Below are 24,186 nucleotides of genomic sequence, written 5' to 3'. Positions count from 1 at the left end.
TCATTCGCTTTCCTATTATTCGAGTTTATCCATCAAATTCCCTTCTTTCGCCAGAAAAAAAAGAAGCAGCCGCCCCTATGGCGACATGCTCCCCTCATGATTAACGCGTCAAATATCAGCCAACACTTGGTACCAAACACCTTTTTTGGCGTACAGCAGCTGGCGAACCTCGCTCCATCCGCCCAAATATTCAATATCGAACAAGCCTTCCGGCGTGACGAACTTTTCCTTGGATTCTTCGGCTATTGCCTCATGGCTAGGACGGAATCCATGCCTGACGAACAGGCGCTGCGCCTCTTCGCTATGCAGATAGTCGACGAAAGCCTCCGCCACCTGGCGGGTGCCGTGGCGATCCACGTTTTTATCCACGACTGCTGCGGGATTTTCAATCAGGATCGTATCCCTCGGAATCACGATATCATAGGACACGCCCTTCTGAATGCGGGCAATCAGCTCATTCTCGTAGGTCACAATCACATCGCCGACGCCATATTCGAAGGCAGCCATGGAGGCTCTGCCGCTCTTATCCAGCGACTCCACGTTGCGATGGACCGACTTTAGGAACGTCTTGGCATACTCCGCGGATTTCTCTCCCGTCTCCGCTTCCGCACGCTTGAGTCCGGCTCCGTAGATGGCATTGATGTCCCACTGGGCGCCGCCGGACGTCTTCGGATTGGGATAGAGCACCTTCACCCCGTCGCGGGCGAGATCCGACCAGTCCCGTATGCCCAGCGGATTGCCCGGACGCGTGCCAAGCACGACGATGGAGCGGGTAATCATACCTCTATTGTTATGTTCACGCCAATCATGCGTCAGAAGTCCCGCATCCGATATTTTATCCAGATCGCCCTCCATCGCAAGCACAGCTACATCCGCTTCGAATCCGCCTGCGATCGCTCTGGCCTGCGTGCCGGACGCCTCATACGATTCCTGGAATGTCACACGCTGGCCGGTCTCCTGCTCCCATTGCTTCTGAAATTCCGGCAGCAGCTCTGCGAAGGCATCCTTCACGACCGAATAGGCTCCTATTACGAGTGTGACATCGCCTTCAACAGCAGGCTGACCGGCTGCGGGCTCATCGTTCTTCGCACATCCAGCAGCCGCGATCAAGGTCATGGAAGCCAGCAGCGCAAGCAACAGATATTTTATGGGAATCGGATTACGTATCATAAGGGCAACACTCTTTTCTGCAACTAGGCTTGATTAGATATGAATCGGCATCGGATCGACTTTGAGCGGGTTCTCCAAGATCCAGCTCGCTTGATCATTGAACAGATAGGCACGGTGGACAAGCACGTTCACCTCATCGCCGGGATGCAGCACTTCCTTCTCCAGCGACCGGTAAGTGATTAGCTTCGTATCGCCGACCGCAAGCTCAACCATCCATTCACTGCCGCGGAAGTGAAGATGCTTCACGACAGCGGGCATCGAAGCGGATGCCAGCTTAATCTCGCCTGCCTTGCCAATCTCGATATATTCAGGACGAATGAGTGCCTTCGTGCCGGGCACATTCGACGCATCCTCGAAGCCTCGAAGCTCGGACAGATCATCGACAATGGATGATTCGCCGATAAAGCTGGCGACAAACGGCGTCTCCGGATTTTTGTAAATATCCCACGGACTGCCCTTCTGCTCCAGGCGGCCTTTGCTAATAATCATAATTTCATCAGCGACTTCAATCGCCTCGTCCTGGTCATGCGTAACGAAAATCGAGGTAATGCCTAAACGCTCGATCATATCCTTCAGCCATGTCCGCAGCTCCGTACGAATCTTGGCGTCGATCGCCGCGAACGGCTCGTCGAGCAGCAGCAGCTGCGGCTCCGGAGCAAGCGCCCTTGCAAAGGCTACACGCTGTCGCTGACCGCCGGAGAGCTGGTGGGGATAACGATGCTCGAAGCCCTTAAGTCCCGTCAGCTCGACCAAATACATCACTCGCTCGCGAATTTGTTCTTTGGTCTGCTTCTTTACTTTCAATCCAAATGCTATGTTGTCATATACCGTCATATGCTTGAACAGCGCATAGTTCTGAAAGACAAAGCCGATGCCCCGCTCCTGCGGAGGCAAGTCGTTAACCCGCTGCCCGTGGAATACGATATCGCCGGAGGTTGGCGTCTCAAGCCCCGCAAGCATGCGCAGTATCGATGTCTTGCCGCCTCCGCTCGGACCGAGCAGGCCGATCAGCTTGCCTTTCTCAATATCGAAGCTTACATCCTTGACCGCATGGAAATCGCCGAAGCTTTTGTTTAAGTCGCGAACCTCGATATGCATCTCCTAATGCACTTCCTTTCGTTTTTTGGCCCATTCCATCAGAAGCAGCAGCCCTACGGAGAATGCCGCAAGCACAAGCGCGATTCCATTAGCGGCCACTACGTTGAAATTCTCGACATCCTGATAGACGAGCGTCGTGGCGGTCTGCGTCTTGTTCATGATATTGCCCGAGACGACCAGCACCGCTCCGAATTCCCCCAGCGACCTTGCCACCGTCAGCACGACGCCGTAGACGACGCCCCAGCGAATGGACGGCCATGTCACTTTCCAGAACGTATACCACGAATAAGCGCCAAGCGTCGACGCCGCTTCTTCCTGCTGAGCGCCAATCTCCTGCAGCACCGGCATTACTTCCCGCACCATGATCGGGAACGTCACGAATAAGGTAGCCAGAATCATGCCGGGCAGCGCATAGACAATCTTGAAGCCGGCATCCTCGAATAATGCGCCAATCACGGTCTGAGGACCCAGCAATAACACAATCATTAATCCGCCGATAACCGGCGACACCGCGAACGGCAAGTCAACTATACTGTTAAGCAGTCGCTTCATCCTTGGGCCGATCCATTGCGCCCGTACTAAGTACAGCGCGAGCATGACACCAAAGCCCGTATTGATCGCGGTAACCACAACCACAATGATTCCCGTCATCATCAGCGCATGCAGCGCTTCGGGACGCGTAAGTCCGTCAATCAGGCCTTGCATGCCATTCTCCCAAGCACCCAGCACAATCTTCACCAAAGGTGCGATGAGCAGCAAGGCAAATACAAGATACGTAAGCCAAATCCAGGTTCTTCTTATCGTCATGCGCCGGTCCTCCTAACTTGCAGGAGATTGACCAGCCATAGAATGAGGAATGACAGCGTCAGCAGCATGACCGACACAGCGGCAGCGCCTTGCGGATTATTGCTTTCGATTTCTCCAAATATAAAGACCGATGCCACAAGCGTCTTCCCCGGAATGTTGCCAGCGACGAGCACGACTGCGCCGAACTCCGCCAATCCTCTGGAGAATGCCAGCATGGCCCCGCTCAGAATGCCAGGCAGCATCGTGGGCAGAATGACGCTGAAAAACGTCTTCGCCTTGGATGCTCCAAGCGTATAGGAAGCCTCCTCCTCGGACTTGTCGAGCTCTTCCAGCAGAGGCTGGATAGCGCGAATCACAAAGGGAAATGTCACAAAAAGCATGGCAATCACAATTGCCGGTTCATGAAATACGATTTCGATGCCAACCGATGCCGCTAATGAACCTACCAGACTATTAGGCCCGAGCAACAGAAGAATCAGAAGCCCTCCGACAGCGGTAGGCAAAGCAAACGGCAAGTCGACCAGGCTGTTCAAAAAACTTCTCCCGGGAAAACGATACCGAATGAGCACCCAGCCGATCATCGTGCCGAGAGCTATGTTAATCAAGGTCGCAATGACTGCCAGCTTCACCGTGAGAAGCACGGCCTTCCATGCAAGCGGATCGGAGACACTGTCCCAGAACGGCGTCCAGCCGAGCGAAAAGGACTGTGTATAAATGCCGAAGATGGGCAATACAATGAGACAGATGAAATAAAGAATAATGGCAGATCGAAATCCGAAGCTCCATCCTCTTCCACGAAACATGGCATTCACGATAACTAAACCTCCAAACCATCGGCTCGAGCCGCAGGTGTTAAACCGCCTAATTACACAATTCCTATTAACTTACTAGGTATTAATAATGTAGCATTCACCGGAGAAGGAAGTCAATGGTTATTTAAGAAAAAATGATAAATTCGATAGCCTTTCTTTATACCAATATATGCAAGCGACAAAAAGCCATGACCACTGCTCTGATGTGCAGCGGCCATGACTTTTCCTTCATGCCTTCTTACATATATTGTACGTTTACCGGCGTTCTCGTTTTGGCCGATTCCATAATGGCCAGAATGACCATTGTCGTATTGAACGCATCTTCCATTGTGACGAAGAACGGCTCGCCCGTAATCAGCTGATCGACGAAGTGACGAATGCTCTCATAAGCGAAGCCTTTCGGCTTACCGTGAATGAAGTGGCGCACGAGCATATCCGGCCGATCGGCCTTCGTCTCTGTGAACCGCTCCATCATTTGGCTATGCGTAGGGTCGATATTGAACATCCCTTTTGTGCCGGTAATATTCAGCTTCATATCGTTGACGTTCGGATTCGTATTCGGGGTAATCCAGCCATTCTCCATCGTAGCAATGCCGCCGCCGCGGAACTCCAGTATCGTCTGGTAGATATCAACGGTATCAACACCCTCTTGCTTCAGCACGCCTTCTCTGGATACGGCATATACCCGCTCCACCTCATCGTTGAACAGCCAGCGCAACACATCGACGCTATGATAGCCGAGGAACCAGAGGATGGAGGACTTCGCCGCCCAAGGGAGCAAATCAGTAGCAACCCACTTAATATCGTTCAACCGATAGTACGCGCTGTACGGCTCGCCGATATCACCGTCCACGATTGATTGCTTCGGAATGGCAAATAGCGGGCTCCATCGGCTATGCAGGTCTACCATCATGCGCACGCCGCTTTTCTCCACCGCATCCACAATCTCCAGCGCTTCCTCACGTGATGTCGTCAGCGGCTTCTCGATAATGAAATGCTTGCCTGCATTGGCGCAATCCACAGCGATGCGGGTATGAGCGAAGTCCGGCGTTACAATGGCAACGGCATCGATATTGCCGTGCTCCAGCATGTCTCTGTGGTCCGTGAAGATGCCGGATTCAGGAATATTGAACTTGGCCGCAAGCGCCGCGGCGCGCTCCTTGTTCATATCGCAGATGGCCGCTACCTCGGCTCCCGGATGATCATTATAAATGTAAGCATGCGTCTCTCCCCAGGTTCCTGCTCCAACAATACCCATTCTGATTTTTGTCATCCATGTCATCGCCTTTCATCATCTGTTGTGTCGCTAGTATAGTAGAAGCTATTATTTCACGCCGCCGAAGGTAAGGCCGCGAATCATATATTTCTGCACAATCATCGCAAAGAGCAGTACCGGCAAGATCGTCACGATGCCGATTGCGGACATCTCGCCCCACACGACGCCGCTTACAGACAGGAACAGAGTTACCGTCGTCGGCAGGGTGCTCGCATCGGAGCTCGTCAGGAAGAGCGCAAATACGAACTCATTCCAGGAGTTGATAATACAGAAGATCGAGGTTGCGATCAGTCCAGGGGTAGCCAGCGGCAAGATAATGCGAATGAACACCTGGAACCTTGATGCCCCGTCGACAAAGGCCGCTTCCTCCAGCGCAACCGGAATTTCCTCGAAGAAGCTGCGCATCATCCAGATCGTGAACGGAATGTTGAACAGCATGTAGCAGATGATCAACACCAGATGCGTATCCAGAATGCCGAGCAAGCTGGCCATAACGAAGATCGGAATGACCGATGCCATCGGCGGCAGCATCCGCAGGCTCAGCACCCAGAATGCGCGGTTCTCTTTCTTCTTAAATTCGAATCTCGCAAATCCGTACGCCGCCATCCCGCCGATGAAGATCGAGATGAACGTCGTCAGCAGCACAACAATCGAGCTGTTTTTCAAATAATCAAGCGCATGCCGGTTTTCAAAAATGTTTTTGTAATTCTCGAAGGTCGGCGAAAAAATCCATATGCTTGGATCATACGTCTGCGTCCCCGTCTTGAGGCTAATAATAAGCATCCAGATGAACGGGAAGATGCAGAACACGGATACGATAAGGAGAAGAACGGCCGTCACCACCGTCAGTTTTTTATTCCCTAGCGGATTCATCCCTTATTCTCCACTCCTTTCCGATAAAGCCTGATCAGAATCATGCTGATCACCGTCGTTAAGATAAGCAGTACGACCGATACGGCAGCCGAACGTCCGATCCAGCCCGTTCCCGCAAAGCCGAGCCTATAGATATGGAGACTCAGGAACTCTGTAGAGCTGCCCGGACCGCCCTGTGTGAGCGAGTATGGAATATCGAACATCTTAAGCGAGTCAATCGCCCGGAAAATAACCGCCAGCAAAATCATCGGCCACAGCATCGGCAGCGTAATATGACGGAACGTCTGCAGCTTGCCCGCGCCGTCTATGGCAGCGGCCTCGTACGGATCGGTCGGCAGTGAGCGCATACCCGCATAGATGATCAGCGCCACGAACGGCGTGTTCTGCCAGATGTCGACGAACAGCGTCGACCAGAATGCATTTTCCCCCGAGAGCCATATCACTTTGCCGCCAAAAAACTGCAGGAAGTAGTTGAGCACGCCGTACTCCGCATTCATCATCAGCTTCCATACTTGACCGGTAATACTCGGTGTCATCGCCACCGGCACGATCATGCAGGCAAAGACGAGAAATTTCAGCTTGAACTCCCGATCGAGGAGCACGGCCAGCCAGAAACCAAGCGCAAGCTGGGTGACCGTCGCCAGAACCATAAAGCCGAGGCTGATGCCGACCGAATACCAGAACTCGGCATCCTTACCGGTGAACAGCCGGATATAATTTTCAAGACCGACGAAATCGAAGGTCGGATAGCCAAGCTCGTAATTCGTTACACTTAACCCATACAAGAATATCGTTGGTATAATCGTGAGCGCGCCAAGTATGAGGATGGCGGGCATAATGTAAATCAGATGAGGCCGTTTCTCAAAGTAAGAGCGAATCATGGATGCCACCTTCCTTGCTGATGAACTGGCCGGACCGCCCCCACTTGCGCAGCCCGGCCGCCAGTTCCGTTATTGCGTTATATCTTCAAGCTCTGTCTGTGCCTTCGCCGCTGCATCTTGTACAGTCATCTCTCCGAACATCGCTGCGCTCACATAGTAGCCGACACGGTCCAAAATTTGGCCCAGCTTCTCATGCGGCGGAATCCAGGAGATTCCCTTCTCTACCAGCACGTTCGCATCGCTCAGCGCTGCCAATTGTACCGGGTAGGACGGATCAGCCGCTACCAGCTCTTCGTTTTCGTAGATAGACGTTCTGACTGGTACGCCGCCGCCGTCAACATAGGCTTTTGCGTTTTCCTTGCTGTTCATATAGACGATGAATGCCCATGCCGCATCTTTGTTTTTTGATTGCGACGAGATCGACATGTTCCAGCCTGCAAGCGCACTTGCTTTGCCTTCAGGACCTTCCGGCGTTGGTGCAAAACCAACCTTGTCGTACACCTGCGAGCTTGCAGGGTCCAGAATCCGCTTCGCCAGCGCTGTGGCATCCAGCCACATGGCCGTTCTGCCCGTCATGAAAGCCGACAATGCTTCTTCATGCGTGTAGGACACAACGTCCTTCGGAGCATTTTTCAACAAATCTACGTAGAACTGAAGCGCTTCAACCGTCTTCGGATCGGTCATCGTTACGTCACCTGTCTGTTGGTTCAGGAAGCCGCCGCCGAAGTTGTACATCACCGTCATCAAACCCGATGCTGCATGAACGCCGCGCTGCGCTCTCATGGACACGCCGTACAGGCCGTCTTCCTTGCCGTTGAAAAATTGAGCCAGCTCCAGGAACTCATCCATCGTTGCCGGCGGCTGCTTGCCGTACTTGTCGAACAAGTCCTTCCGGTAAGCGATGAACCGCGTCTCGCCAGCGGTCGGAATGCCGTATACGCTGCCGTCGTACTTGCTGATGCCATTGCGGTAAGCCGGTACGATATCCTCGTAGTCGAACCAAGCTGGCGTCTTGTTCTCATTGGAGAGATAAGCGTCCAGCGGCTCTATAACCTTCTTCGCGCCGTATTCGCTCATCCAGAAACCATCGACCATCAGCACATCGTAGCTGCCTGTTTTTCCTGTGTAGTCAAGCAACTGCTTGTTCTTCAGGTAGGTCTCCTCCATCACTTCCCACTTCACTTTGATGCCGGTCAGCTTCTCGAAGTCGCTGGTCAGCTTCTGGAAGGATTCTGTAGACGGATGACTCGCAAAAGCAAGATTGAGAGTATCTCCGCCGTATTGGCTCTTAATGGTCTCGCCCCAAGCCTCCAGCGTATCCGTCGCGCCGCTTGGCGCTCCTCCGTTCCCGCTGCCTTCATTGCCGTTCCCCTTGCTCGTTCCGTTGCCCCCATTGCCTGCTCCGCATGCGGAGATCATCGCGACCAGCAATACTACCGCCACGATTTGTGTCCATCTTTTCAACATTGCCTGACACTCCTCTGTCTTTGATTTGTGTAAGCTAACTTGACGCTCTCTACCGTATTTTTCTTTGTGCCCGGTAGGGATAGTTCAAATAATAGACCGATAAAGCGGTTTCAACAATGTATTGGAACGTCCGCTCTTGTCTTCTGAAAACTAAACTAAGCTTTTTAAACAAAAAACAAACCTTCATGTGAAGGTTCGTTACACTTGGCTGCTATTTTTCTCTTTATATTCCAGCGGCGATACACCGTAATATTTTTTGAAAATTTTCGAGAAATAGGGATAGTCGTTGAAGCCGCAGTTCTCTGCGATCAGATTAATTTTGGCAGCTTCCTCCCGCAACAACATTTCCCTCGCCTTCTCCAAACGATATTCGCTTATATATTGGGTAATGGGCTTTTTCATAACCTCACGGAATATTTTGCTCAAATAGGCGGTGCTTAAACCGCCATGTTCTGCGAGCACGGATAAATTCAATGCCGCATCGCCGTACTGACGGTCGATCATGGCAATGGCATCCTCTACAACGCGTTTGTTGCGCGGCGCACGGCTGTCCGCTACGATGCTGATGATCTCGGAAAGATAATCCTTCCAGTTACGCAGCAGCTCCTCCAGCGTAGCGGCAGGTCTGGAAGCGGGGTTGCTCTCGTCTCCGGCCGAGCGCTTATGCACAAGCAGCAGCTCCGCCCGGAAGGCCAGCCCGAAGTGACCCATAATCCGCTTCATCTCCAGCAGTGAATAATCCCCCTCTTGAAGATGAGCGCCCCACGCGTCGATCAGCGCGTCGCATTCCGTCCTATTTTCGGCCATGAGGCTTTTGATGAGCATCGCTATAGTATCCTTCATCAGGCGGATGCTAGCCGCGTTCATGCTCGCCATCCACTTCGAGGGATCGTTCAGCAAGACGCGCGAGATGACCTCCTGCAGCATCTCCGCCGTCACCGGCTTAAGCAAGTAGTCGGATACTTGATGGCGCAGCGCCTGCTGCACGTATTGGAACTCCGCATACCCGCTCAGCACGACAATCGCCATATCTGGATGCCGCTCCCTCACTCTGGCAATCAGCTGCAGCCCGTCCATGACAGGCATCTGGATATCGGTCAAGATCATGTCGGGCTTGCTGAGGCCGATGCACATCAACGCTTCCTCGCCATTGCGCGCCTCGTCAATCTCGATCATGCTGCCGCCGGACTGCTCCAGCAGCTTAATAATGCCCCTCCGAATGACGACCTCATCGTCAACGATTAAGATTTTCATAGTCCTTGCCCTCCTTCGGCAGCTTGATCCGCACCGTCACTCCGCCTGTCATAGATTCCTCCAGCAGCAGCCCATAACCATTGCCGTAACGCAATCTGATTCTCTGCTGCACATTCAATAGCCCGATGCCCCGTCTGCGGCTGTCATCCTGCTCAGGCACCTCTTCAGCCTCGCTTTCGAAAAGCCGATTCATCGCTTCCATCGCCTGCTCATCCATTCCCTGTCCGTTATCCTCGATGTAGAGAGCATACGTCTGCTCGTCGCAGTCTTCCGCATAGATTTTTAGATAGTAGTCCCGTTCCCCGGCGAATGCATACAGAAAAGCGTTCTCTACAATCGGCTGCAGCGTCAGCTTCACAATCGGATAGCCCCCGAACGGCTCCAGACCGTCCATATCAATCTCAATGTCGGGATAACGCTCCCGCTGGATGTCCAAATACGTCCGCACATGCTCAATCTCCGTCCGCAACTCCACCTCCGCCTTCGGATTATCAATGGTGTAGCGGAAGAAATCCGCCATCGCCCGGCTCATCCGACTGATCGGCGGCGCTTCATGAAGAATCGCCTGGCAATTGATGACCTCTAGCGTATTGTACAGAAAGTGAGGATTGATCTGATGCTGCATCGCCAGCAGCATGGCGTCCTTCTGCTTGACCTCCGCATTGATTTTCTCCATCTCCACCACATACACTCTGTCGATCATCTCGGACAGATTGGCGAGCATCTTGTTGAAATTCCGGCCGAGCAGTCCGATCTCATCCGTATATTTGCTAGTGAAGCGCACATCAAGGTCACCGATTTCGACCTTCTTCATGAGCTGGAGCAGCTTCTTGATGGGCTGCGTCAGCATCCAGGTGAGCAGAAACGACATCACAAGCGTGATGAGCAGAATGACGATAATCACGAGCGGATGGACGATCTGAATTTGCCTTACTTTGTCCAGGATCGCCTTCTTATTCGTATACGCCTGAACCTCGAAGCCGCTGTAGTTCAGCTTGGATTCCGTCTTCAGGTACATCGCGTCGCCAGCGCCCGAGCCGTCCGGGAAGGACGAATAAACGATATGTCCCTTCGCGTCCTTCAGTTCAAGCATCAAGTCATTGGTCGCCAGCAACCGGAAGGCATCGCTGAACATCTTGCCGTTCAGCCTGACGACGAGCATGCCGTCGCGCCCGTCCATATCGTATTTGCCCATCATCAGATAGATCGACGTATAGGAGCGGTCCTGGTAGAAGAGATGCTCCTTTGTCGGCTTTGACCAGATATCTGTCTCTTGGACGAGAAAATGCTTGTACCATGTCTGATTCCGGTAATCGATATCAGGCACTCGATCCAGCCCTGTATCATGGATGATCGTCTCCTGCCCTTCCTCCCTATCCTCCTTGATGAACAGGAAGACCGATTCCAGCTCGCTGGAGTATTGCGTCCGGAACGCCTCCAGCTTATGCTGCAATCTCTCTCGGTCAGATGCTTCATCGATCTCCACGCTATTCTCCGAATAATAAAAAAAATATTGAACGTTCTGTACGACCCGGCGCAGTTGGTTGTCGAGGTTATAGCCGGCCTGATTAATCGATCTCTGCGTCCGGTCCAGCTCGTTATCCGTAATCATGCCCTGATAATACTGCTGATAAATATAGACCAGGCTGAACACGCCGATAAACGAAACGATCAAGATCGAAATGAATATTTTCGTAAAAAATCGGCGGTCCATCAGTCTTTTCACAAGCATCTGCACTAGCCGCTTCATGTAAGCCCCTCCAATTCTGAGGTAGATGACAAGCTGTCGGAGCGATAATGCAGTATTATAGCATGTTCCTCGGGGGAATTGTCACGCCCTCATGCAAAAGGGCTGTCCTAAGGTCTTTGGAATCGACCCTGGACAGCCCTTTTCAGGTATTCAATTTGTTTAAATTTGCACCAGCATTAGAATGATCGATGACAGCCCAAAGCATGTACTCACCAGGCATAGCACCATTAGCGCCTGCTTATTGTTCAGGCCTGCGCGCAGCAGCCGGTAATGAACCTGGCTAGCATCGGCTTCATAGATCGCTTTGCCTTGCAGGAAGCGCTTGATGACAACAAAGATATTGTCGAAGATTGGCACGCCGATTGCCAATATCGGAATGAACAACGACAGAATCGTCGCTTGCTTGAACGCTCCGTCCAGCGCGATAACCGCTAGCAAGAAGCCCAGGAACGTCGCGCCCGCGTCGCCCATAAACACTTTGGCAGGAGGTTTATTGAAGCGAAGATACGCAAGCGTAACCCCGACCAGAATGATCGCCATCATCGCAGAGTTCGACTGCCCCATTGTCAGGGCTACAACAAACAGCGTAATGCCGGAGATCGCGGACAAGCCTCCTGCGAGACCGTCCAGACCGTCAGAGAAGTTAATAACCGTCGTTACGCCGAAAATCCATAGAATCGTCAGTACAAACTGCAGAATAACCGGAAGCACCACATATTCACCGGAGAAAGGGTTGAAGAAGCCAGTGAATACGTTGCCCGACAGATAGACCAATACGGCGGCTGATACTTGCACCAGCATTTTCGGAAGCGCCGGGAAGTCCTTGCCCTTCGTCTTGTACCAGTCGTCGATCGTGCCGATCGTAAGCAGCAGGACGCCGCCCAGGAACAAGGCGCCGGTCTCCCAATTTATCTCTCTCGCAATCGCGATATAGGTAATGAAAAAGCCAATGAAGATGGCAAAGCTGGCCGTTAGTGGAATAGGCTCTCGATGAAGCTTGCGCTCCACGTCCTTCCGGGGCTTGTCCACAAAATCAAGCTTGAACGCCAGCCGACTGAACGGCGGTATCAACACATATACGATAAGAAACGACATGACAAAAGCAAGTACGTAAAAAATACAAGTCACCACCATTAATCGATATAGATCACGATAATTATACAACCCCTCTAGTAAAATGTCGACTTTTGGTAGAGTGGAATGAAGGGGGTGGTAGATTAATATTTTTTAAGCATTGGGGAGTAATCATGTGATAGGAGGAGTTGCAGTGAGTTATTTGGGGATTTTTTGCTTCTAGCAGCATGATTCCGGGTCTTGCGACGCTAAGGCAGATTAAGATTTTCTAGTAATGCTATTTCGGGATTTACGACGATCGAGGCGATTTAAGCGTTTCTGGCAACATTATTTCAGTCTCATTCTACTCTTCTTCCCCTCCTCTCATAAAAAAAGAGCTGTCCCTTCCAAATGAACCTCCTCCTCCAACAGAGCAGCTTAACACTCAGCTGCAACTGTCTTAAGAGAATTAATCGATTGAAAGGACAACTCCTTGTATGCACCTATCCTGAAAAGAAGGCTGCTTACTCACCTTCGATATAATACCGTTCCTCACCCGTGCGAATAGCAGCCTGGCCTTGCGTGAGATCGGTCATCCACGCGATAAAGGCGTCCGCTTCCGGCACCTCCGGCAAGCATAGTACGATGACCTTGTCGGTGAACTCCGTCCCGCCAAGGCGCGTGCCGCGGCCGTGAAGCTCATTCTCAAGCTTCCCGTACCACGTATAGTCTACCTCGACGAACACTTCCCGGTGCAAGACAAGCTCAATCTCGCCTGCTGCCTCAATGCCCGCTACCGCTCCATCTGTATAGGCACGGACAAGACCGCCAGCCCCCAGCATGATGCCGCCAAAGTAACGGGTAACGACGACTGCGACGTTTTTCAAGCCTTTGTTCTTGATGACCTCAAGAATAGGCTTGCCCGCCGTGCCGCTCGGCTCCCCGTCATCGGAAGCCTTCTGGTGCTGATCGCGCTCACCGACCATATAAGCAGAGCAGTTATGAGTGGCGGAGCGGTGCAGCCGCTTAATCTCATCGATAAAAGCGACTGCCTCCTCCTCCGTCTCTACAGGCTTCGCATGGCCGATAAAGCGGGATCGCTTAATCACGACCTCCGCATTCGCTTCCGCTCTAACCGTCCTGTATCTGTTCAGCATACGCCGAATGCTCCCGGCTGGCGCCGATTACAGGCGCGCTTCAAGCTCGGCTTTTTCCTTCTCGAAGCCAGGCTTGCCCAGCAGAGCAAACATGTTCTTCTTGTAAGCTTCAACGCCTGGTTGGTCGAACGGATTCACTCCCAACAGGTAACCGCTGATGCCGCAAGCCTTCTCGAAGAAGTATACCAGGTAGCCAAACGTGTATGGCGTCATGTCGGCAATGTTCACGATCAGGTTTGGAACTTGGCCGTCTGTATGTGCAAGAAGCGTGCCTTCGAACGCTTTTTTGTTGACAAAGTCCATTGTTTTGCCGGTCAGGAAGTTCAGTCCGTCCAGGTCATCCGCATCATGCTGAATCTCAATGTGCTCCGCAACTTCACCCACTTGAATAACGGTTTCGAAGATGTTGCGGTTGCCCTCTTGGATGAATTGGCCCATGGAATGCAGGTCGGTCGAGAAGTCGACGGAAGCCGGGTAGATGCCCTTGTAATCCTTGCCTTCACTCTCGCCGTACAGCTGCTTCCACCACTCCGATACAAAGTGCAGGGAAGGCTCGTAGTTGACAAGGATTTCTGTTTCTTTACCTTTGCGATACAATGCATTGCGAACTGCCGCATATTGGTAAGCTTCATTCTCAGCCAGGTTCGGGTTGGCATACACTTCGGAAGCGTCAGCCGCGCCCTTCATCATAGCGTCGATATCAATACCAGCTACTGCGATTGGCAGCAAGCCAACAGCCGTCAGAACGGAGTAACGTCCGCCTACGTCGTCCGGAATGATAAAGGACTCGTAGCCTTCTTCGCTCGAAAGCTTTTTCAAAGCGCCCTTCTCTTTGTCCGTAGTGGCGTAGATGCGCTTGCGCGCCTCTTCCTTGCCATATTTCTTCTCCAGCTCAGCGCGGAAAATACGGAATGCGATCGCAGGCTCTGTCGTTGTGCCGGATTTGGAGATGACGTTGATCGACCAATCTCTGCCTTCAAGCAGCTGCAACAGATGCGTCACATATGTAGAGCTGATGTTGTTGCCCGCGAACAGCACTTGAGGCGTCTTGCGTTGTTCCTTCGACTGCACGTTGTAGAACGAATGCGACAGCATCTCGATCGCTGCGCGCGCGCCCAGGTAAGAACCGCCAATGCCGATAACGATCAGCACTTCGGAATCATTTTGAATTTTTTCCGCCGCTTTCTTAATGCGCGCGAACTCTTCTTTATCGTAATTCGCAGGCAGGTCAATCCAGCCCAGGTAATCCGAGCCTGCGCCCGTACCGTTATGAAGCTGGTCATGTGCCACGCGAACTTGATCCGTCAAATAATCGATTTCATGCTGTCCAACGAAGGACAACGCTTTGCTGTAATCGAACTTCACCGTATTGCTCATCGTTATAACTACCTCCCAAAATGTACGAAGCTGCCGCGCCCTTACGAAACAGAGCGTTCAACTTTTCATTAAGAATAGCGAATATTCATCCCAAAAACAAGCTTATCGTACGTGAAATCTAGATGAAGACCACGCATTTTCACAGGCTTAATAGTACGGGGATATCATCAGATAGACGATAACGCCCGTCAAGCTGACATAGAGCCAGATCGGCATCGTCCAACGCGCAATCTTGCGGTGCTTCTCTACCTGGCCCGAAATTCCTCTTGCCAGCGAGAGCAGCGCAAGCGGCACTACAACAATCGCCAGTACAATATGCGTCAGCAGAATGAACAGATAGATCGTCTTCAGAATGCCTTCGCCGCCGTAAGGCGTCGATTCCGTCAAGTAATGATACGTGACGTAGGACACCAGGAACAGTGTTGTCGTTCCGAAGGCCAGTCCGATAAACGTGCGGTGCATACGTACGTTTTTTCTCAAAATCGCAATCAAGGCAACCACTAGCGCCAGGAACGTAAAGCTGTTGAAAATCGCGTTCAGCAGAGGCAGAATCTTCACGTCGAATCCTACTTCGCCGTGATACGCCGGCAGGAAGAACAGAATGGCCACCAGCGCGACAATGACGACTGTTAGCACAGCGACAATCGGGGTATAGTTTCTTTCTTTCATCGTGGATGTAATCCTCCTTCATGGGTACACAAGAGACTATTGTGCATGCTACTACTTTAGCCCATTTGACCCATACGGCACAACGCGAATACAGCCCCGAATGTCACAAAAAAACGACTCTTTCCGGGGTTGGCTCCTTACAAATGGAGAGGGCCGCATCGCATATGCGACACGGCCCTGTTCCCGATTTCCGGCTTATTCGTAAATATACGAGCAGCAGTAGTCCGTTACTTCGGCAACTTGAAGCTTGAATTTCGTGTTGGCCGGAACCGTGAACTCACCTTCGCCTTGAATATGGCGCCATTCTGTCTCGCCTGGCAGAAGCACTTTCAGATCACCTGCGAGAATTTCCATAATCTCCACGCAATCCGTACCGAACTCATAGTCTCCCGGCAGCATAATGCCCAGCGTTTTTTTGGTGCCGTCTGCGAACAGAACCGCACGGCTTGTGACTTTGCCGTCAAAGTAGACATTGGCTTTTTTGACGACTGTTACATTTTCGAATTGCGACATAATGAAGATGCTCCTTTATGATATAGAATCAAGATCCAAGAAAGCCGCGGCTTACAGCAAAGCTTTCACTTTGCTTACGACGTTCTCGACCGTAAAACCGTATTCCTTGATTACGCGGTCGCCAGGAGCGGATGCGCCGAAACGGTCGATGGCGAGGATATCGCCTTGGTCGCCCGTGTAGCGTTCCCAACCGAACGGATGCGCCATCTCTATAGCAAGGCGAGCTTTCACGTCCGGCAGAATAACGGAATCGCGGTATTCCTTCGATTGTTTCTCGAACAGATCCCAGCTCGGCATGCTGACGACGCGAACTTGAATGCCTTCATCAGCCAGCGCTTTTTGAGCGGCTACAGCCAGTTGAACCTCGGAGCCTGTCGCCAGAATTTGTGCTTGAGGCTTGCCACCCGCCGCATCGGACACGACATAAGCGCCTTTGCGCAAGTTATCACGTACTCCGCTTACTGTGCCTTCAAGAATCGGCAGGTTTTGACGAGTCAGTACAAGCGCGACCGGATTCGATTGGTTCTCAATTGCGTATGCCCATGCTGCGGATGTTTCGTTCGCATCCCCTGGACGGATAACTGTAAGGCCAGGAATGATGCGGATCGATGCCAGTTGCTCGATCGGCTCATGCGTTGGACCGTCTTCGCCAACTGCGATGCTATCATGCGTCAGCACGTACACAACCGGCTGGTTCATCAGAGCAGCAAGACGGATCGCAGGACGCAGGTAGTCTGTGAACACGAAGAACGTGCCGCCGAACACTTTGATACCGCTATGCAGGCTGATACCGTTCATTGCCGCAGCCATACCAAATTCACGTACGCCGTAGTAGATATTGCGGCCGTCGTAGCTGCCTGGCTTGAATTGCTCGATGCCTTTCAGGTGAGTCATTGTGGAGCTCTCCAGGTCAGCGGAGCCGCCTGCCAGATTCGGTACGCGTTTCGCCAGAGCGTTCAGCGCATTGCCGGAAGCAACACGTGTGGACACAGGCTTGTCCTCTGTCGTGTAAGCTGGAAGCTCAGCATCCCAGCCTTCTGGAAGCTCGCCTGCGATCGCCAGTTCGAATTGCTTCGCAAGCTCAGGATGAGCTTCTTTGTACGAAGCAAGCAGCGCGTTCCACTCGGAGTTGGCTTGCTCGCCTGCGCTCTTCACTTCTGCGAAGTGAGCACGCACTTCATCCGGCACATGGAACTGATGGTCTTCGGACCAGCCATAGAATTGCTTCGTCAGCTTCGTCTCGTCCGCACCAAGCGGCGAGCCGTGAGTTCCTCCATGACCGCCTTTGCCGCCTTTGTTCGGGCTGCCGTATCCGATCATCGTCTTCACTTCGATCAGCGTTGGCTTAGAAAGCTCGCCTTGCGCTTCTGCTACTGCAGCGGACAGTGCATTCAGATCATTGCCGTCCTCTACGCGAAGCACTTGCCAGCCGTAGCCTTCAAAACGCTTCTGAACCGACTCGGAGTAAGACAGGTTCAGGGCGCCGTCCAGGGAGATGTCGTTGGAATCATACATCACGACAAGCTTGCCCAGTTGCAAGTGGCCCGCCATGGAAGCCGCTTCATGCGAAATGCCTTCCATCAGGTCGCCGTCGCCGCAGATGGAATAAGTAAAGTGATTGATGAGATTGAATCCTTCTTTGTTGTAGACAGCTGCCAGATGCGCTTCTGCCATCGCCATGCCTACAGCCATCGCTACGCCTTGTCCCAGTGGTCCAGTCGTCGCGTCTACGCCTGCAGTGTGGCCGAATTCAGGGTGACCCGGAGTCAGGGAACCCCATTGACGGAAGTTTTTCAGCTCATCCATCGGCAGGTCATAGCCGGAGAGGTGAAGCAAGCTGTAGAGCAGCATGGAGCCGTGTCCTGCGGACAGGACGAAACGGTCGCGGTTCACCCAAGTCGGGTTCGACGGGTTATGCTTCATATTTTTCGCGAACAATTGGTAGCCCATCGGAGCTGCGCCCATCGGCATGCCCGGATGTCCGGAGTTAGCCTTTTCGATTGCATCAATTGCAAGCGTGCGGATTGTATCGATAGAGAGTTGGTCGATTGATTTTTGAGTAACGGTCATTTTGAATCCTCCTAAAAGTTTTGTGAAGCAAAACTTGCTTCGTAAGCAGTCGCTTAAGTTTTGTATAGCAAAACTTGCCTCGTAAGCAGTAGCTTAAGTTTTTGTGAAGCAAAACTTGTTTCTAAGCTACATTTTAGTTCCGCTAATCTAGTGGGTCAATGAGGTTAAAAGTTTTGAATATTGTATCACTCGCGATTAATTGAATACAACTGTCTTGTTCTGGTGAACCAGGACGCGGTCTTCAATATGCCACTTGACGGCTCGCGCAAGAACGACACGCTCGATCGTGCGGCCAATCCGCTTCAGATCCTCGACATTGTCGCGGTGGCTGACGCGCTGTACGTCCTGCTCGATGATCGGACCGCCATCCAGCTCCTCCGTCACGTAGTGAGCAGTCGCTCCGATAATTTTCACGCCGCGTTTGTAGGCTTGCGCATAAGGCTTGCCGCCTACGAATGCAGGCAGAAAGGAGTGATGAATATTGATGATGCGGTTCGGGAAATGCTCGATAAATTTTGGCGATACAATCTGCATATAGCGGGCCAGCACGATAATGTCCGCTTTGTCCGCAACCAGCTCCATCTGCTTGCGCTCGGCTTCCGCCTTCGTATCCGGCGTAACCGGCACATGATGGAACGGAATGCCGAATGATTCGACAAGGCTGCGCATATCGGGATGGTTGCTGATAACCATGGCGATATCGGCATCCAGATCGCCCGCCTGCCACTGCCACAGCAGCTCCAGTAAGCAATGTTCTTCCTTGGAGACCAGAATCGCAAGGCGCTTCTTGCGGCTTGCGCGGAACGTGTGCCACTTCATCTCGAAGCGGTCGGCAACACGCGCAAAATCTTCTACAAGAACCGGCAGCTCCTTCTCCAAATCGTTTAGATCGAACTCAAAACGAATGAAGAACATGCCGCCCTCCGGGTCCATGGTATATTGGTCGGATTGCACGATATTCGCACCATGCTCATACAGAAAATGAGACACAGCGGCTACGATGCCGGGACGGTCCGGACAAGAAATCAGCATGCGTGCGCGTCCGCTCTTATCTTGCGCTCCGTTCGTACGCTGCACTTGATTGGATGGAGATGACATACGATAATCTTCCTTTTCTAAAATATTTTTGTATCTGCTTGGATGAGTTAAGCCTGTGCCAGGAACGCCTTGCCTGCGAACCATGCCGTCAGGCGCTGGTTCACCTGCTCTTCTGCAAGATCTCTGGACAATACGCCTTCAGCAATAATCATATCGTACAGACGCTCCATCGGCTCGCGCGGATCGGCTTTTTTCGCCTTGGCATCGTTCTTCAGCAGCGTCCAGACATCAATCACAAATTGACGGGAATCAATCTCTTGCTTCCCGAAGAAATGATGCAGACGTTCCACATCCTCCAGGAATTCTTCACCGAAGCGATTTCTCACTTCACCGCGCAGAAGTGCAATCTCAACCTCGTACATCGGACGTACCGTTTTGTCCTCTTTGCCGATCCACGGCGTCTCCAGGATGAACGGTCTGCCCTTTAGCGCTTCATGATGAACGATATTAGAAATCGCGGATTGTCCAAGCCATCCCGCACCGATCGGCGCATGACGGTCTTTGCCCGCTCCTCTTGGGTTTTTGCTGTCATTGATATGGACGACTGCGACGCGGTCCAATCCGACGGTGCGATCGAATTGCTCCAGCACGCCGTCCAGATCGTTAATGAGGTCATACCCGGCGTCATGCATATGGCATGTATCCATGCAGACTGTCAGGCGCTCGTTATACGTCACTTTGTCCATGATGGCTGCGATTTCGTCGAAGCTGCGGCCAATCTCTGTGCCTTTGCCCGCCATGGTCTCCAGTGCGATATTCACGTTTGTGTTGCTCGTACCCGCCAGCACTTCATTCAAGCCTTCTGCGATTCTTGCGATGCCGAATTCCGCATCCTTATCGGTATATGCGCCGGGATGCAAGACGATGTTGCGCACGCCGATATAATCGGTACGGCGAATTTCCTCCTGCAGGAAATTGACAGCAAGCTCGAACGTGTTCTCCTTGTAGGAGCCCAGGTTAATGATATAAGGCGCATGGACAACGATTTCCTCGATGCCGGCTTTGTTCATAAGCGCCTTGCCTTCTTCGATATATAGCGATTCAATCGGTTTGCGCCGTGTATTCTGCGGTGCCCCGGTATAGATCATGAAAGTGCCGGAGCCGTAAGTCATGGCTTCCTTCGCAGCAGTCTGAAGACCCTTGTCCGAAAATGATACGTGGGAACCTATTTTCAACATATTACTTTCGCCCCTTTCGGTTGATCAAACCTTATTTTACAAGGAATGTCGAAATAAATCTAGGAATACGCTATAATTCATTATTGAGGTGACAGTTACAATGGGCACAGCGCCGAATTGGTTCATGTATTTCATCGTTTTTTGGGCCGTAGTCATGGTTATTGCCATGTCCATAGGCGGTTTTTTCATGTTCCGTAAATTTCTGAAGGTTCTTCCGATGAGAGACGGGAAGTCCAAGCTGGATTGGCAGAACTATTGGGTTGAACGCAGCCGCAGCATGTGGGGCGAGGAAGCCAAGCAGTTTCTAGATGAGCTGGTATCTCCAGTGCCGCAGGCATTCCGGGATATCGCCAAACATTCTATAGCCGCAAAAATCGGTCAGGTCGCTATCGAGCAAGGTGCCAAAACCGTTACGAAAGAGCATTGCATCGAGGGCTACATACGGGCTACACCGAAGCGGGATTACCGCAGCCTCGTCCACTTTTTGGACAAAAAAGGAATCGATTATATGCCATATCAGCATCTGCTGAACAAATAGACAGAGCTGCCAAGTGGCAGCTCTGTCTGACATTTATGCAACCTCAGAGCGCTTTATTTCGTTTTAGTATACAGGAGGTGCTTCATCTATGAACTTAACAAACAAGAAACGCAAGAAAGCCGCAACTGCCGGAGCGCTGCTGCTGGCTGTCATGCTGACCATGTCCGCATGCGGTGCAAATGCCAACAATCCGAGCAACAGCGGGAGCCCAAATAACAGCGAATCCGGTTCCCCAGTCGACCAGCTCCCGGACAACAATGGCGTACAGGAACCAGGTGCTCCGTCCAATGACGATGACAACAATTCCTCAACAGATAATAACAATGGCACTCCTGCCGAGTCTGCTCCAATTAGCGCAGAGGGCACATATACGGGCCTTATCGATTCCAACTCGCTGGAGATCACGACGGATAGCGGAGCAGGCGCTTACCGCATTCCGGAGGAGCTTCGAGATGTCGTTGATGAATTGCCTGCAGATGCCAAAGTGAAATTCGAATATACCGAAAAAGCAGTTGAAGGCGATACAAGCGTCAAGCAGCTGTGGCTGACGAAGATTGAAGCAGTACAGTAACTTCTGAATGTTAAGGAGAGTGCGGTATGCGGGTAGCCATTGCCGGAGGCAGCGGATTTATCGGAAAGGCGCTGACGAAAGCCCTGCTGGAGCGGGGAGATGAAGTATGGATCATCACGAGAGGCAGCCGCGGCAGATCGTCTGATCTTGCGCCGCGGGTCACACCCGTGACGTGGGATCAGTTGCAACGGGAGCCCGGCAAGCTGGAGGGGATCGATGCGATCATCAATCTGGCCGGCGAGAGCATTAATCAAAGATGGAATGCCGCAGCCAAGGAACGAGTTCTCCGCTCCAGACAATGGGCGGCGGCTCAGGTTGCCGAGCTGGTGAATGCTCTTGATCGCAAGCCTGCCGTTGTCATCAATGCTTCCGGCATATCCGCATATGGCATTTCGGCTACGAAAGTCTTCGATGAAGACAGCCCGACAGCCGTCACCGATTTTCTATCCGAAGTTGTTCGCGAATGGGAAGCTGCAGCAGATGCCATACCGGCAGAGCGGCTTGTAAAGCTGCGTATCGGCGTCGTCCTGGATCGCAAAGACGGTGCATTCCCGCTTATGGCCCTTCCCTATCGGCTATTCGCCGGAGGCAGAGTTGGCAGCGGCAAGCAAGGCTTGTCCTGGATACATATCGAAGATATGGTCGGGCTGATCCTGCATTGCCTGGACAACGAAGCGGTCCATGGTCCCGTAAATGCATCAGCACCTGAGCCCGTTACAAACGACGAGTTCGGCAGAGCCGTCGGCCGGGCATTCGGACGGCCTCATTGGTTTCCCGTACCTGTGCCGATGATGCGGCTTCTATTTGGAGAGATGTCCACCTTGCTATTGGATGGCCAACTCGCCAAGCCAAAACGGGCGCTCCAAACCGGTTACTCGTTCCGCTATCCGACGGTCGACAGCGCCATGCGCCAGCTGGCGAACCGTTAATTAACCCGTTTTTAATTCGTACATGGGTCCCTTATCGCCCGCAAGACGGATTCGATCGCCGAACTCCAGCTTGTAGGCTTTGTAAGGGACCATTAATTTGCCATTTAACAGGCTTCCGTTTCTGGAACCTAGATCCTTGACATGATGTACCCCATCGATTCGCTCAATCTCCAGATGAAAGCGCGAAATACCATCCGCATGATCGGCATAGCCCACCCCGTCGCCGGATCTTCCGATTTTGAACAGATCCGCCACCAGCGCAATTTGTTCTTCCTTACCGTTCCACGTCCGCGAAAGCCATGCGCTGCGCGCGCCAGTACCCAGCATAACGGTCTTTTGCGACGGATCATGATCATTAGCACCCAGCAGTGTCGTCGGAGGGAGAGAAGCCCTCGCTTCAGCGTTAGCGGTTGGCTTTGGATTAGGTACGGAATAGCTGCCCATCGACTCCGTCGTGGCCGGCGATAGTTCGAGTGCAACGGCACCTGACGGCTTGCTCCATGAAAAACGGGACGGAAGCACGCTGGAATGCGGCTCGAAATCCTCTTCCATATCGGACTGCTCCTTCTTTGTCATGAGCAAGTCCTTCCCTTTTTTTCTTATCATGATGAATCCCGCCAATGCAAACAAAGTCAGCCCGGAGCTAATCAGCAGGTTTTGCTGCGTCGGCTGATCCATATAGAGGAACCGCCAGATGCAAGCTGTGGCGAGTAAAAATGCAGCCCCTGCAATCCATTTTCCTCTTCCTTTGCCAACGTCGTTTTCATCATCCTCATCCCCCTCATAAGACCATGAAGGTTCTTCTTGCTTATGGGAATGCATAACTCCGTCCATAATCCTATTGTGCATGGAATGAGACTCTTGCTGCTGCATTAGCGAAATAGGTGTGGCTAATGATGGCGTTGCTGATTGAAGCAACGACTCTTCCGCAACTTGCTTGCTCTGTCCCCTGGACATTTGGGCTGTAGCATTAGCCGAATAAGGCGGCAATTCTGCGCTCCGCTCCACTGAATATTTTGGCGGTTGAGGATAATCTACCGCTGGTCTATGGATAACCGGTGACTCCCTCGCAATCAAATCCAGCAGCGTCTCTCTGAGCTCTGTCAGAGAAGCCCGGTTATGCTGAAGCAATTGCAAAATCCGTTTTAATCCCGCTCCATCGAGAGGTTCTACGTACGAGGTCCACCGAACAGCGAGCGACAACAGTTCCTCCCCGTAATGCCGTTCCTCACCCCGGTCTTTCAGCGGCACATATACAAGCTTCATATCACCGAATCTCTCGCCCATAAACATAAACTGCTCACCCAGCAGACAGCCTTCCGGTCTAAGCATATACTCTTTGCATTCCATGAGGGCATCCGTCAAAGCGAGAATCAGCGAGTAGTACTGCTCCATGGTCAGCATGTCCTGCTGTAGCCGGTGAATCATCATTTTGCTGCCCGTCAATTCGTAACGAAACGTGATGGTTCCGTCAATCTCATACCAGTCCATCGGAAGCAAATACGGAATGCGCTGCGAGCGAAGCATCTGCAGCTCCAATTCATCCAACTCGCTTCTGCTGATGCCGTCCTCTCTGTCAATCGTCATCTCATGTCCCCGGTTCATGGCAAAATCCATGCGCAGCCTTCGCATCTTAAGTCCTCCT

At 52.2% G+C, this 24,186-nt stretch carries 22 protein-coding genes; 3 read left to right on the top strand and 19 right to left on the bottom strand.

The genetic code is table 11. The features are described 5' to 3' along the window. Positions 1–108: 108 nt before the first annotated feature. The 18 genes from AC0YNW_RS21725 to AC0YNW_RS21640 form a co-directional block, all read right to left on the bottom strand. Complete coding sequence (locus AC0YNW_RS21725) at positions 109–1,170, bottom strand: sulfate ABC transporter substrate-binding protein (protein ID WP_475833721.1); 1,062 nt, start codon at positions 1,168–1,170, stop codon at positions 109–111. Positions 1,171–1,203: 33 nt separating this feature from the next. After that, the gene (locus AC0YNW_RS21720; RefSeq protein ID WP_387476584.1) at positions 1,204–2,268 is read right to left on the bottom strand and encodes a sulfate/molybdate ABC transporter ATP-binding protein; all 1,065 of its coding nucleotides are present in this window, start codon (positions 2,266–2,268) and stop codon (positions 1,204–1,206) included. A gap of 3 nt (positions 2,269–2,271) precedes the next feature. Next, the gene (locus tag AC0YNW_RS21715) at positions 2,272–3,069 is read right to left on the bottom strand and encodes a sulfate ABC transporter permease subunit (protein WP_387476913.1); all 798 of its coding nucleotides are present in this window, start codon (positions 3,067–3,069) and stop codon (positions 2,272–2,274) included. 2 nt (positions 3,070–3,071) lie between these two features. Continuing rightward, positions 3,072–3,878: a sulfate ABC transporter permease subunit CysT gene (cysT, locus tag AC0YNW_RS21710; RefSeq protein ID WP_475833749.1), complete on the bottom strand. Its 807-nt coding sequence runs from the start codon at positions 3,876–3,878 to the stop codon at positions 3,072–3,074. Positions 3,879–4,125: 247 nt separating this feature from the next. Continuing rightward, complete coding sequence (locus tag AC0YNW_RS21705) at positions 4,126–5,160, bottom strand: Gfo/Idh/MocA family protein (RefSeq protein WP_475833720.1); 1,035 nt, start codon at positions 5,158–5,160, stop codon at positions 4,126–4,128. 51 nt (positions 5,161–5,211) lie between these two features. Further along, complete coding sequence (locus AC0YNW_RS21700; protein ID WP_387476588.1) at positions 5,212–6,036, bottom strand: carbohydrate ABC transporter permease; 825 nt, start codon at positions 6,034–6,036, stop codon at positions 5,212–5,214. Further along, positions 6,033–6,917, bottom strand: coding sequence for a carbohydrate ABC transporter permease (locus AC0YNW_RS21695; protein ID WP_387476590.1), 885 nt, complete (start codon positions 6,915–6,917; stop codon positions 6,033–6,035). Before AC0YNW_RS21695 ends, AC0YNW_RS21700 begins: the two co-directional genes overlap by 4 nt. A gap of 69 nt (positions 6,918–6,986) precedes the next feature. Then, positions 6,987–8,384 (bottom strand): extracellular solute-binding protein, encoded by a 1,398-nt coding sequence (locus tag AC0YNW_RS21690; protein ID WP_475833719.1) that lies wholly within the window; start codon positions 8,382–8,384, stop codon positions 6,987–6,989. A 198-nt stretch (positions 8,385–8,582) separates the two neighbouring features. Further along, the gene (locus AC0YNW_RS21685; protein ID WP_475833718.1) at positions 8,583–9,638 is read right to left on the bottom strand and encodes a response regulator transcription factor; all 1,056 of its coding nucleotides are present in this window, start codon (positions 9,636–9,638) and stop codon (positions 8,583–8,585) included. Then, a complete protein-coding gene (locus AC0YNW_RS21680; protein WP_475833717.1) occupies positions 9,619–11,388 on the bottom strand; it encodes a sensor histidine kinase in 1,770 nt (589 codons plus the stop codon). Before AC0YNW_RS21680 ends, AC0YNW_RS21685 begins: the two co-directional genes overlap by 20 nt. Before the next feature lie 159 nt (positions 11,389–11,547). Then, entirely contained in the window at positions 11,548–12,522 is a 975-nt protein-coding gene (locus AC0YNW_RS21675) for an MraY family glycosyltransferase (protein ID WP_387476917.1), read from the bottom strand. 443 nt (positions 12,523–12,965) lie between these two features. Beyond that, a complete protein-coding gene (locus AC0YNW_RS21670; protein ID WP_387476598.1) occupies positions 12,966–13,598 on the bottom strand; it encodes a YigZ family protein in 633 nt (210 codons plus the stop codon). A 27-nt stretch (positions 13,599–13,625) separates the two neighbouring features. Continuing rightward, on the bottom strand, positions 13,626–14,975 hold the full coding sequence (locus tag AC0YNW_RS21665; protein ID WP_475833716.1) for a glucose-6-phosphate isomerase: 1,350 nt from the start codon (positions 14,973–14,975) through the stop codon (positions 13,626–13,628). Positions 14,976–15,122: 147 nt separating this feature from the next. After that, positions 15,123–15,644 (bottom strand): DUF420 domain-containing protein, encoded by a 522-nt coding sequence (locus AC0YNW_RS21660; RefSeq protein WP_387476602.1) that lies wholly within the window; start codon positions 15,642–15,644, stop codon positions 15,123–15,125. A gap of 195 nt (positions 15,645–15,839) precedes the next feature. Continuing rightward, a complete protein-coding gene (gene ppnP, locus AC0YNW_RS21655) occupies positions 15,840–16,157 on the bottom strand; it encodes a pyrimidine/purine nucleoside phosphorylase (RefSeq protein WP_120108218.1) in 318 nt (105 codons plus the stop codon). A 51-nt stretch (positions 16,158–16,208) separates the two neighbouring features. Further along, positions 16,209–18,227, bottom strand: a complete 2,019-nt coding sequence (gene tkt, locus AC0YNW_RS21650; RefSeq protein ID WP_475833715.1) for a transketolase — start codon at positions 18,225–18,227, stop codon at positions 16,209–16,211. A gap of 195 nt (positions 18,228–18,422) precedes the next feature. Beyond that, positions 18,423–19,325 (bottom strand): formyltetrahydrofolate deformylase, encoded by a 903-nt coding sequence (gene purU, locus AC0YNW_RS21645; RefSeq protein ID WP_387476607.1) that lies wholly within the window; start codon positions 19,323–19,325, stop codon positions 18,423–18,425. Positions 19,326–19,372: 47 nt separating this feature from the next. Beyond that, positions 19,373–20,503 (bottom strand): deoxyribonuclease IV, encoded by a 1,131-nt coding sequence (locus AC0YNW_RS21640; protein ID WP_387476609.1) that lies wholly within the window; start codon positions 20,501–20,503, stop codon positions 19,373–19,375. Between the two features lie 100 nt (positions 20,504–20,603). Between AC0YNW_RS21640 and AC0YNW_RS21635 the strand changes: the two genes are divergently transcribed. From AC0YNW_RS21635 to AC0YNW_RS21625, 3 genes are all read left to right on the top strand, one after another. After that, positions 20,604–21,041, top strand: a complete 438-nt coding sequence (locus AC0YNW_RS21635) for a DUF2621 domain-containing protein (protein ID WP_387476611.1) — start codon at positions 20,604–20,606, stop codon at positions 21,039–21,041. Between the two features lie 88 nt (positions 21,042–21,129). After that, positions 21,130–21,612, top strand: a complete 483-nt coding sequence (locus AC0YNW_RS21630) for a hypothetical protein (RefSeq protein WP_475833714.1) — start codon at positions 21,130–21,132, stop codon at positions 21,610–21,612. A gap of 26 nt (positions 21,613–21,638) precedes the next feature. Next, positions 21,639–22,541, top strand: a complete 903-nt coding sequence (locus AC0YNW_RS21625) for a TIGR01777 family oxidoreductase (protein WP_475833713.1) — start codon at positions 21,639–21,641, stop codon at positions 22,539–22,541. On the opposite strand, the gene AC0YNW_RS21620 is transcribed toward AC0YNW_RS21625, so the two are convergent. Continuing rightward, entirely contained in the window at positions 22,542–24,173 is a 1,632-nt protein-coding gene (locus AC0YNW_RS21620; protein WP_475833712.1) for a DUF6382 domain-containing protein, read from the bottom strand. Positions 24,174–24,186 lie beyond the last annotated feature (13 nt).

The sequence above is a fragment of the Paenibacillus sp. J31R120 genome (assembly GCF_056269225.1).
Note: the sequence above shows the minus strand (reverse complement) of the source record. Positions and strands in the feature narration are given on the sequence as shown.

What these genes read in the sequence shown, in the direction of transcription:
- AC0YNW_RS21725 (WP_475833721.1), bottom strand. Translation starts at nt 1,170, where the DNA reads ATGATACGTAATCCGATTCCCATAAAATATCTGTTGCTTGCGCTGCTG.
- AC0YNW_RS21720 (WP_387476584.1), bottom strand. Translation starts at nt 2,268, where the DNA reads ATGCATATCGAGGTTCGCGACTTAAACAAAAGCTTCGGCGATTTCCAT.
- cysT (WP_475833749.1), bottom strand. Translation starts at nt 3,878, where the DNA reads ATGTTTCGTGGAAGAGGATGGAGCTTCGGATTTCGATCTGCCATTATT.
- AC0YNW_RS21705 (WP_475833720.1), bottom strand. Translation starts at nt 5,160, where the DNA reads ATGACAAAAATCAGAATGGGTATTGTTGGAGCAGGAACCTGGGGAGAG.
- AC0YNW_RS21700 (WP_387476588.1), bottom strand. Translation starts at nt 6,036, where the DNA reads ATGAATCCGCTAGGGAATAAAAAACTGACGGTGGTGACGGCCGTTCTT.
- AC0YNW_RS21695 (WP_387476590.1), bottom strand. Translation starts at nt 6,917, where the DNA reads ATGATTCGCTCTTACTTTGAGAAACGGCCTCATCTGATTTACATTATG.
- AC0YNW_RS21690 (WP_475833719.1), bottom strand. Translation starts at nt 8,384, where the DNA reads ATGTTGAAAAGATGGACACAAATCGTGGCGGTAGTATTGCTGGTCGCG.
- AC0YNW_RS21685 (WP_475833718.1), bottom strand. Translation starts at nt 9,638, where the DNA reads ATGAAAATCTTAATCGTTGACGATGAGGTCGTCATTCGGAGGGGCATT.
- AC0YNW_RS21680 (WP_475833717.1), bottom strand. Translation starts at nt 11,388, where the DNA reads ATGAAGCGGCTAGTGCAGATGCTTGTGAAAAGACTGATGGACCGCCGA.
- AC0YNW_RS21675 (WP_387476917.1), bottom strand. Translation starts at nt 12,522, where the DNA reads ATGGTGGTGACTTGTATTTTTTACGTACTTGCTTTTGTCATGTCGTTT.
- AC0YNW_RS21670 (WP_387476598.1), bottom strand. Translation starts at nt 13,598, where the DNA reads ATGCTGAACAGATACAGGACGGTTAGAGCGGAAGCGAATGCGGAGGTC.
- AC0YNW_RS21665 (WP_475833716.1), bottom strand. Translation starts at nt 14,975, where the DNA reads ATGAGCAATACGGTGAAGTTCGATTACAGCAAAGCGTTGTCCTTCGTT.
- AC0YNW_RS21660 (WP_387476602.1), bottom strand. Translation starts at nt 15,644, where the DNA reads ATGAAAGAAAGAAACTATACCCCGATTGTCGCTGTGCTAACAGTCGTC.
- ppnP (WP_120108218.1), bottom strand. Translation starts at nt 16,157, where the DNA reads ATGTCGCAATTCGAAAATGTAACAGTCGTCAAAAAAGCCAATGTCTAC.
- tkt (WP_475833715.1), bottom strand. Translation starts at nt 18,227, where the DNA reads ATGACCGTTACTCAAAAATCAATCGACCAACTCTCTATCGATACAATC.
- purU (WP_387476607.1), bottom strand. Translation starts at nt 19,325, where the DNA reads ATGTCATCTCCATCCAATCAAGTGCAGCGTACGAACGGAGCGCAAGAT.
- AC0YNW_RS21640 (WP_387476609.1), bottom strand. Translation starts at nt 20,503, where the DNA reads ATGTTGAAAATAGGTTCCCACGTATCATTTTCGGACAAGGGTCTTCAG.
- AC0YNW_RS21635 (WP_387476611.1), top strand. Translation starts at nt 20,604, where the DNA reads ATGGGCACAGCGCCGAATTGGTTCATGTATTTCATCGTTTTTTGGGCC.
- AC0YNW_RS21630 (WP_475833714.1), top strand. Translation starts at nt 21,130, where the DNA reads ATGAACTTAACAAACAAGAAACGCAAGAAAGCCGCAACTGCCGGAGCG.
- AC0YNW_RS21625 (WP_475833713.1), top strand. Translation starts at nt 21,639, where the DNA reads ATGCGGGTAGCCATTGCCGGAGGCAGCGGATTTATCGGAAAGGCGCTG.
- AC0YNW_RS21620 (WP_475833712.1), bottom strand. Translation starts at nt 24,173, where the DNA reads ATGCGAAGGCTGCGCATGGATTTTGCCATGAACCGGGGACATGAGATG.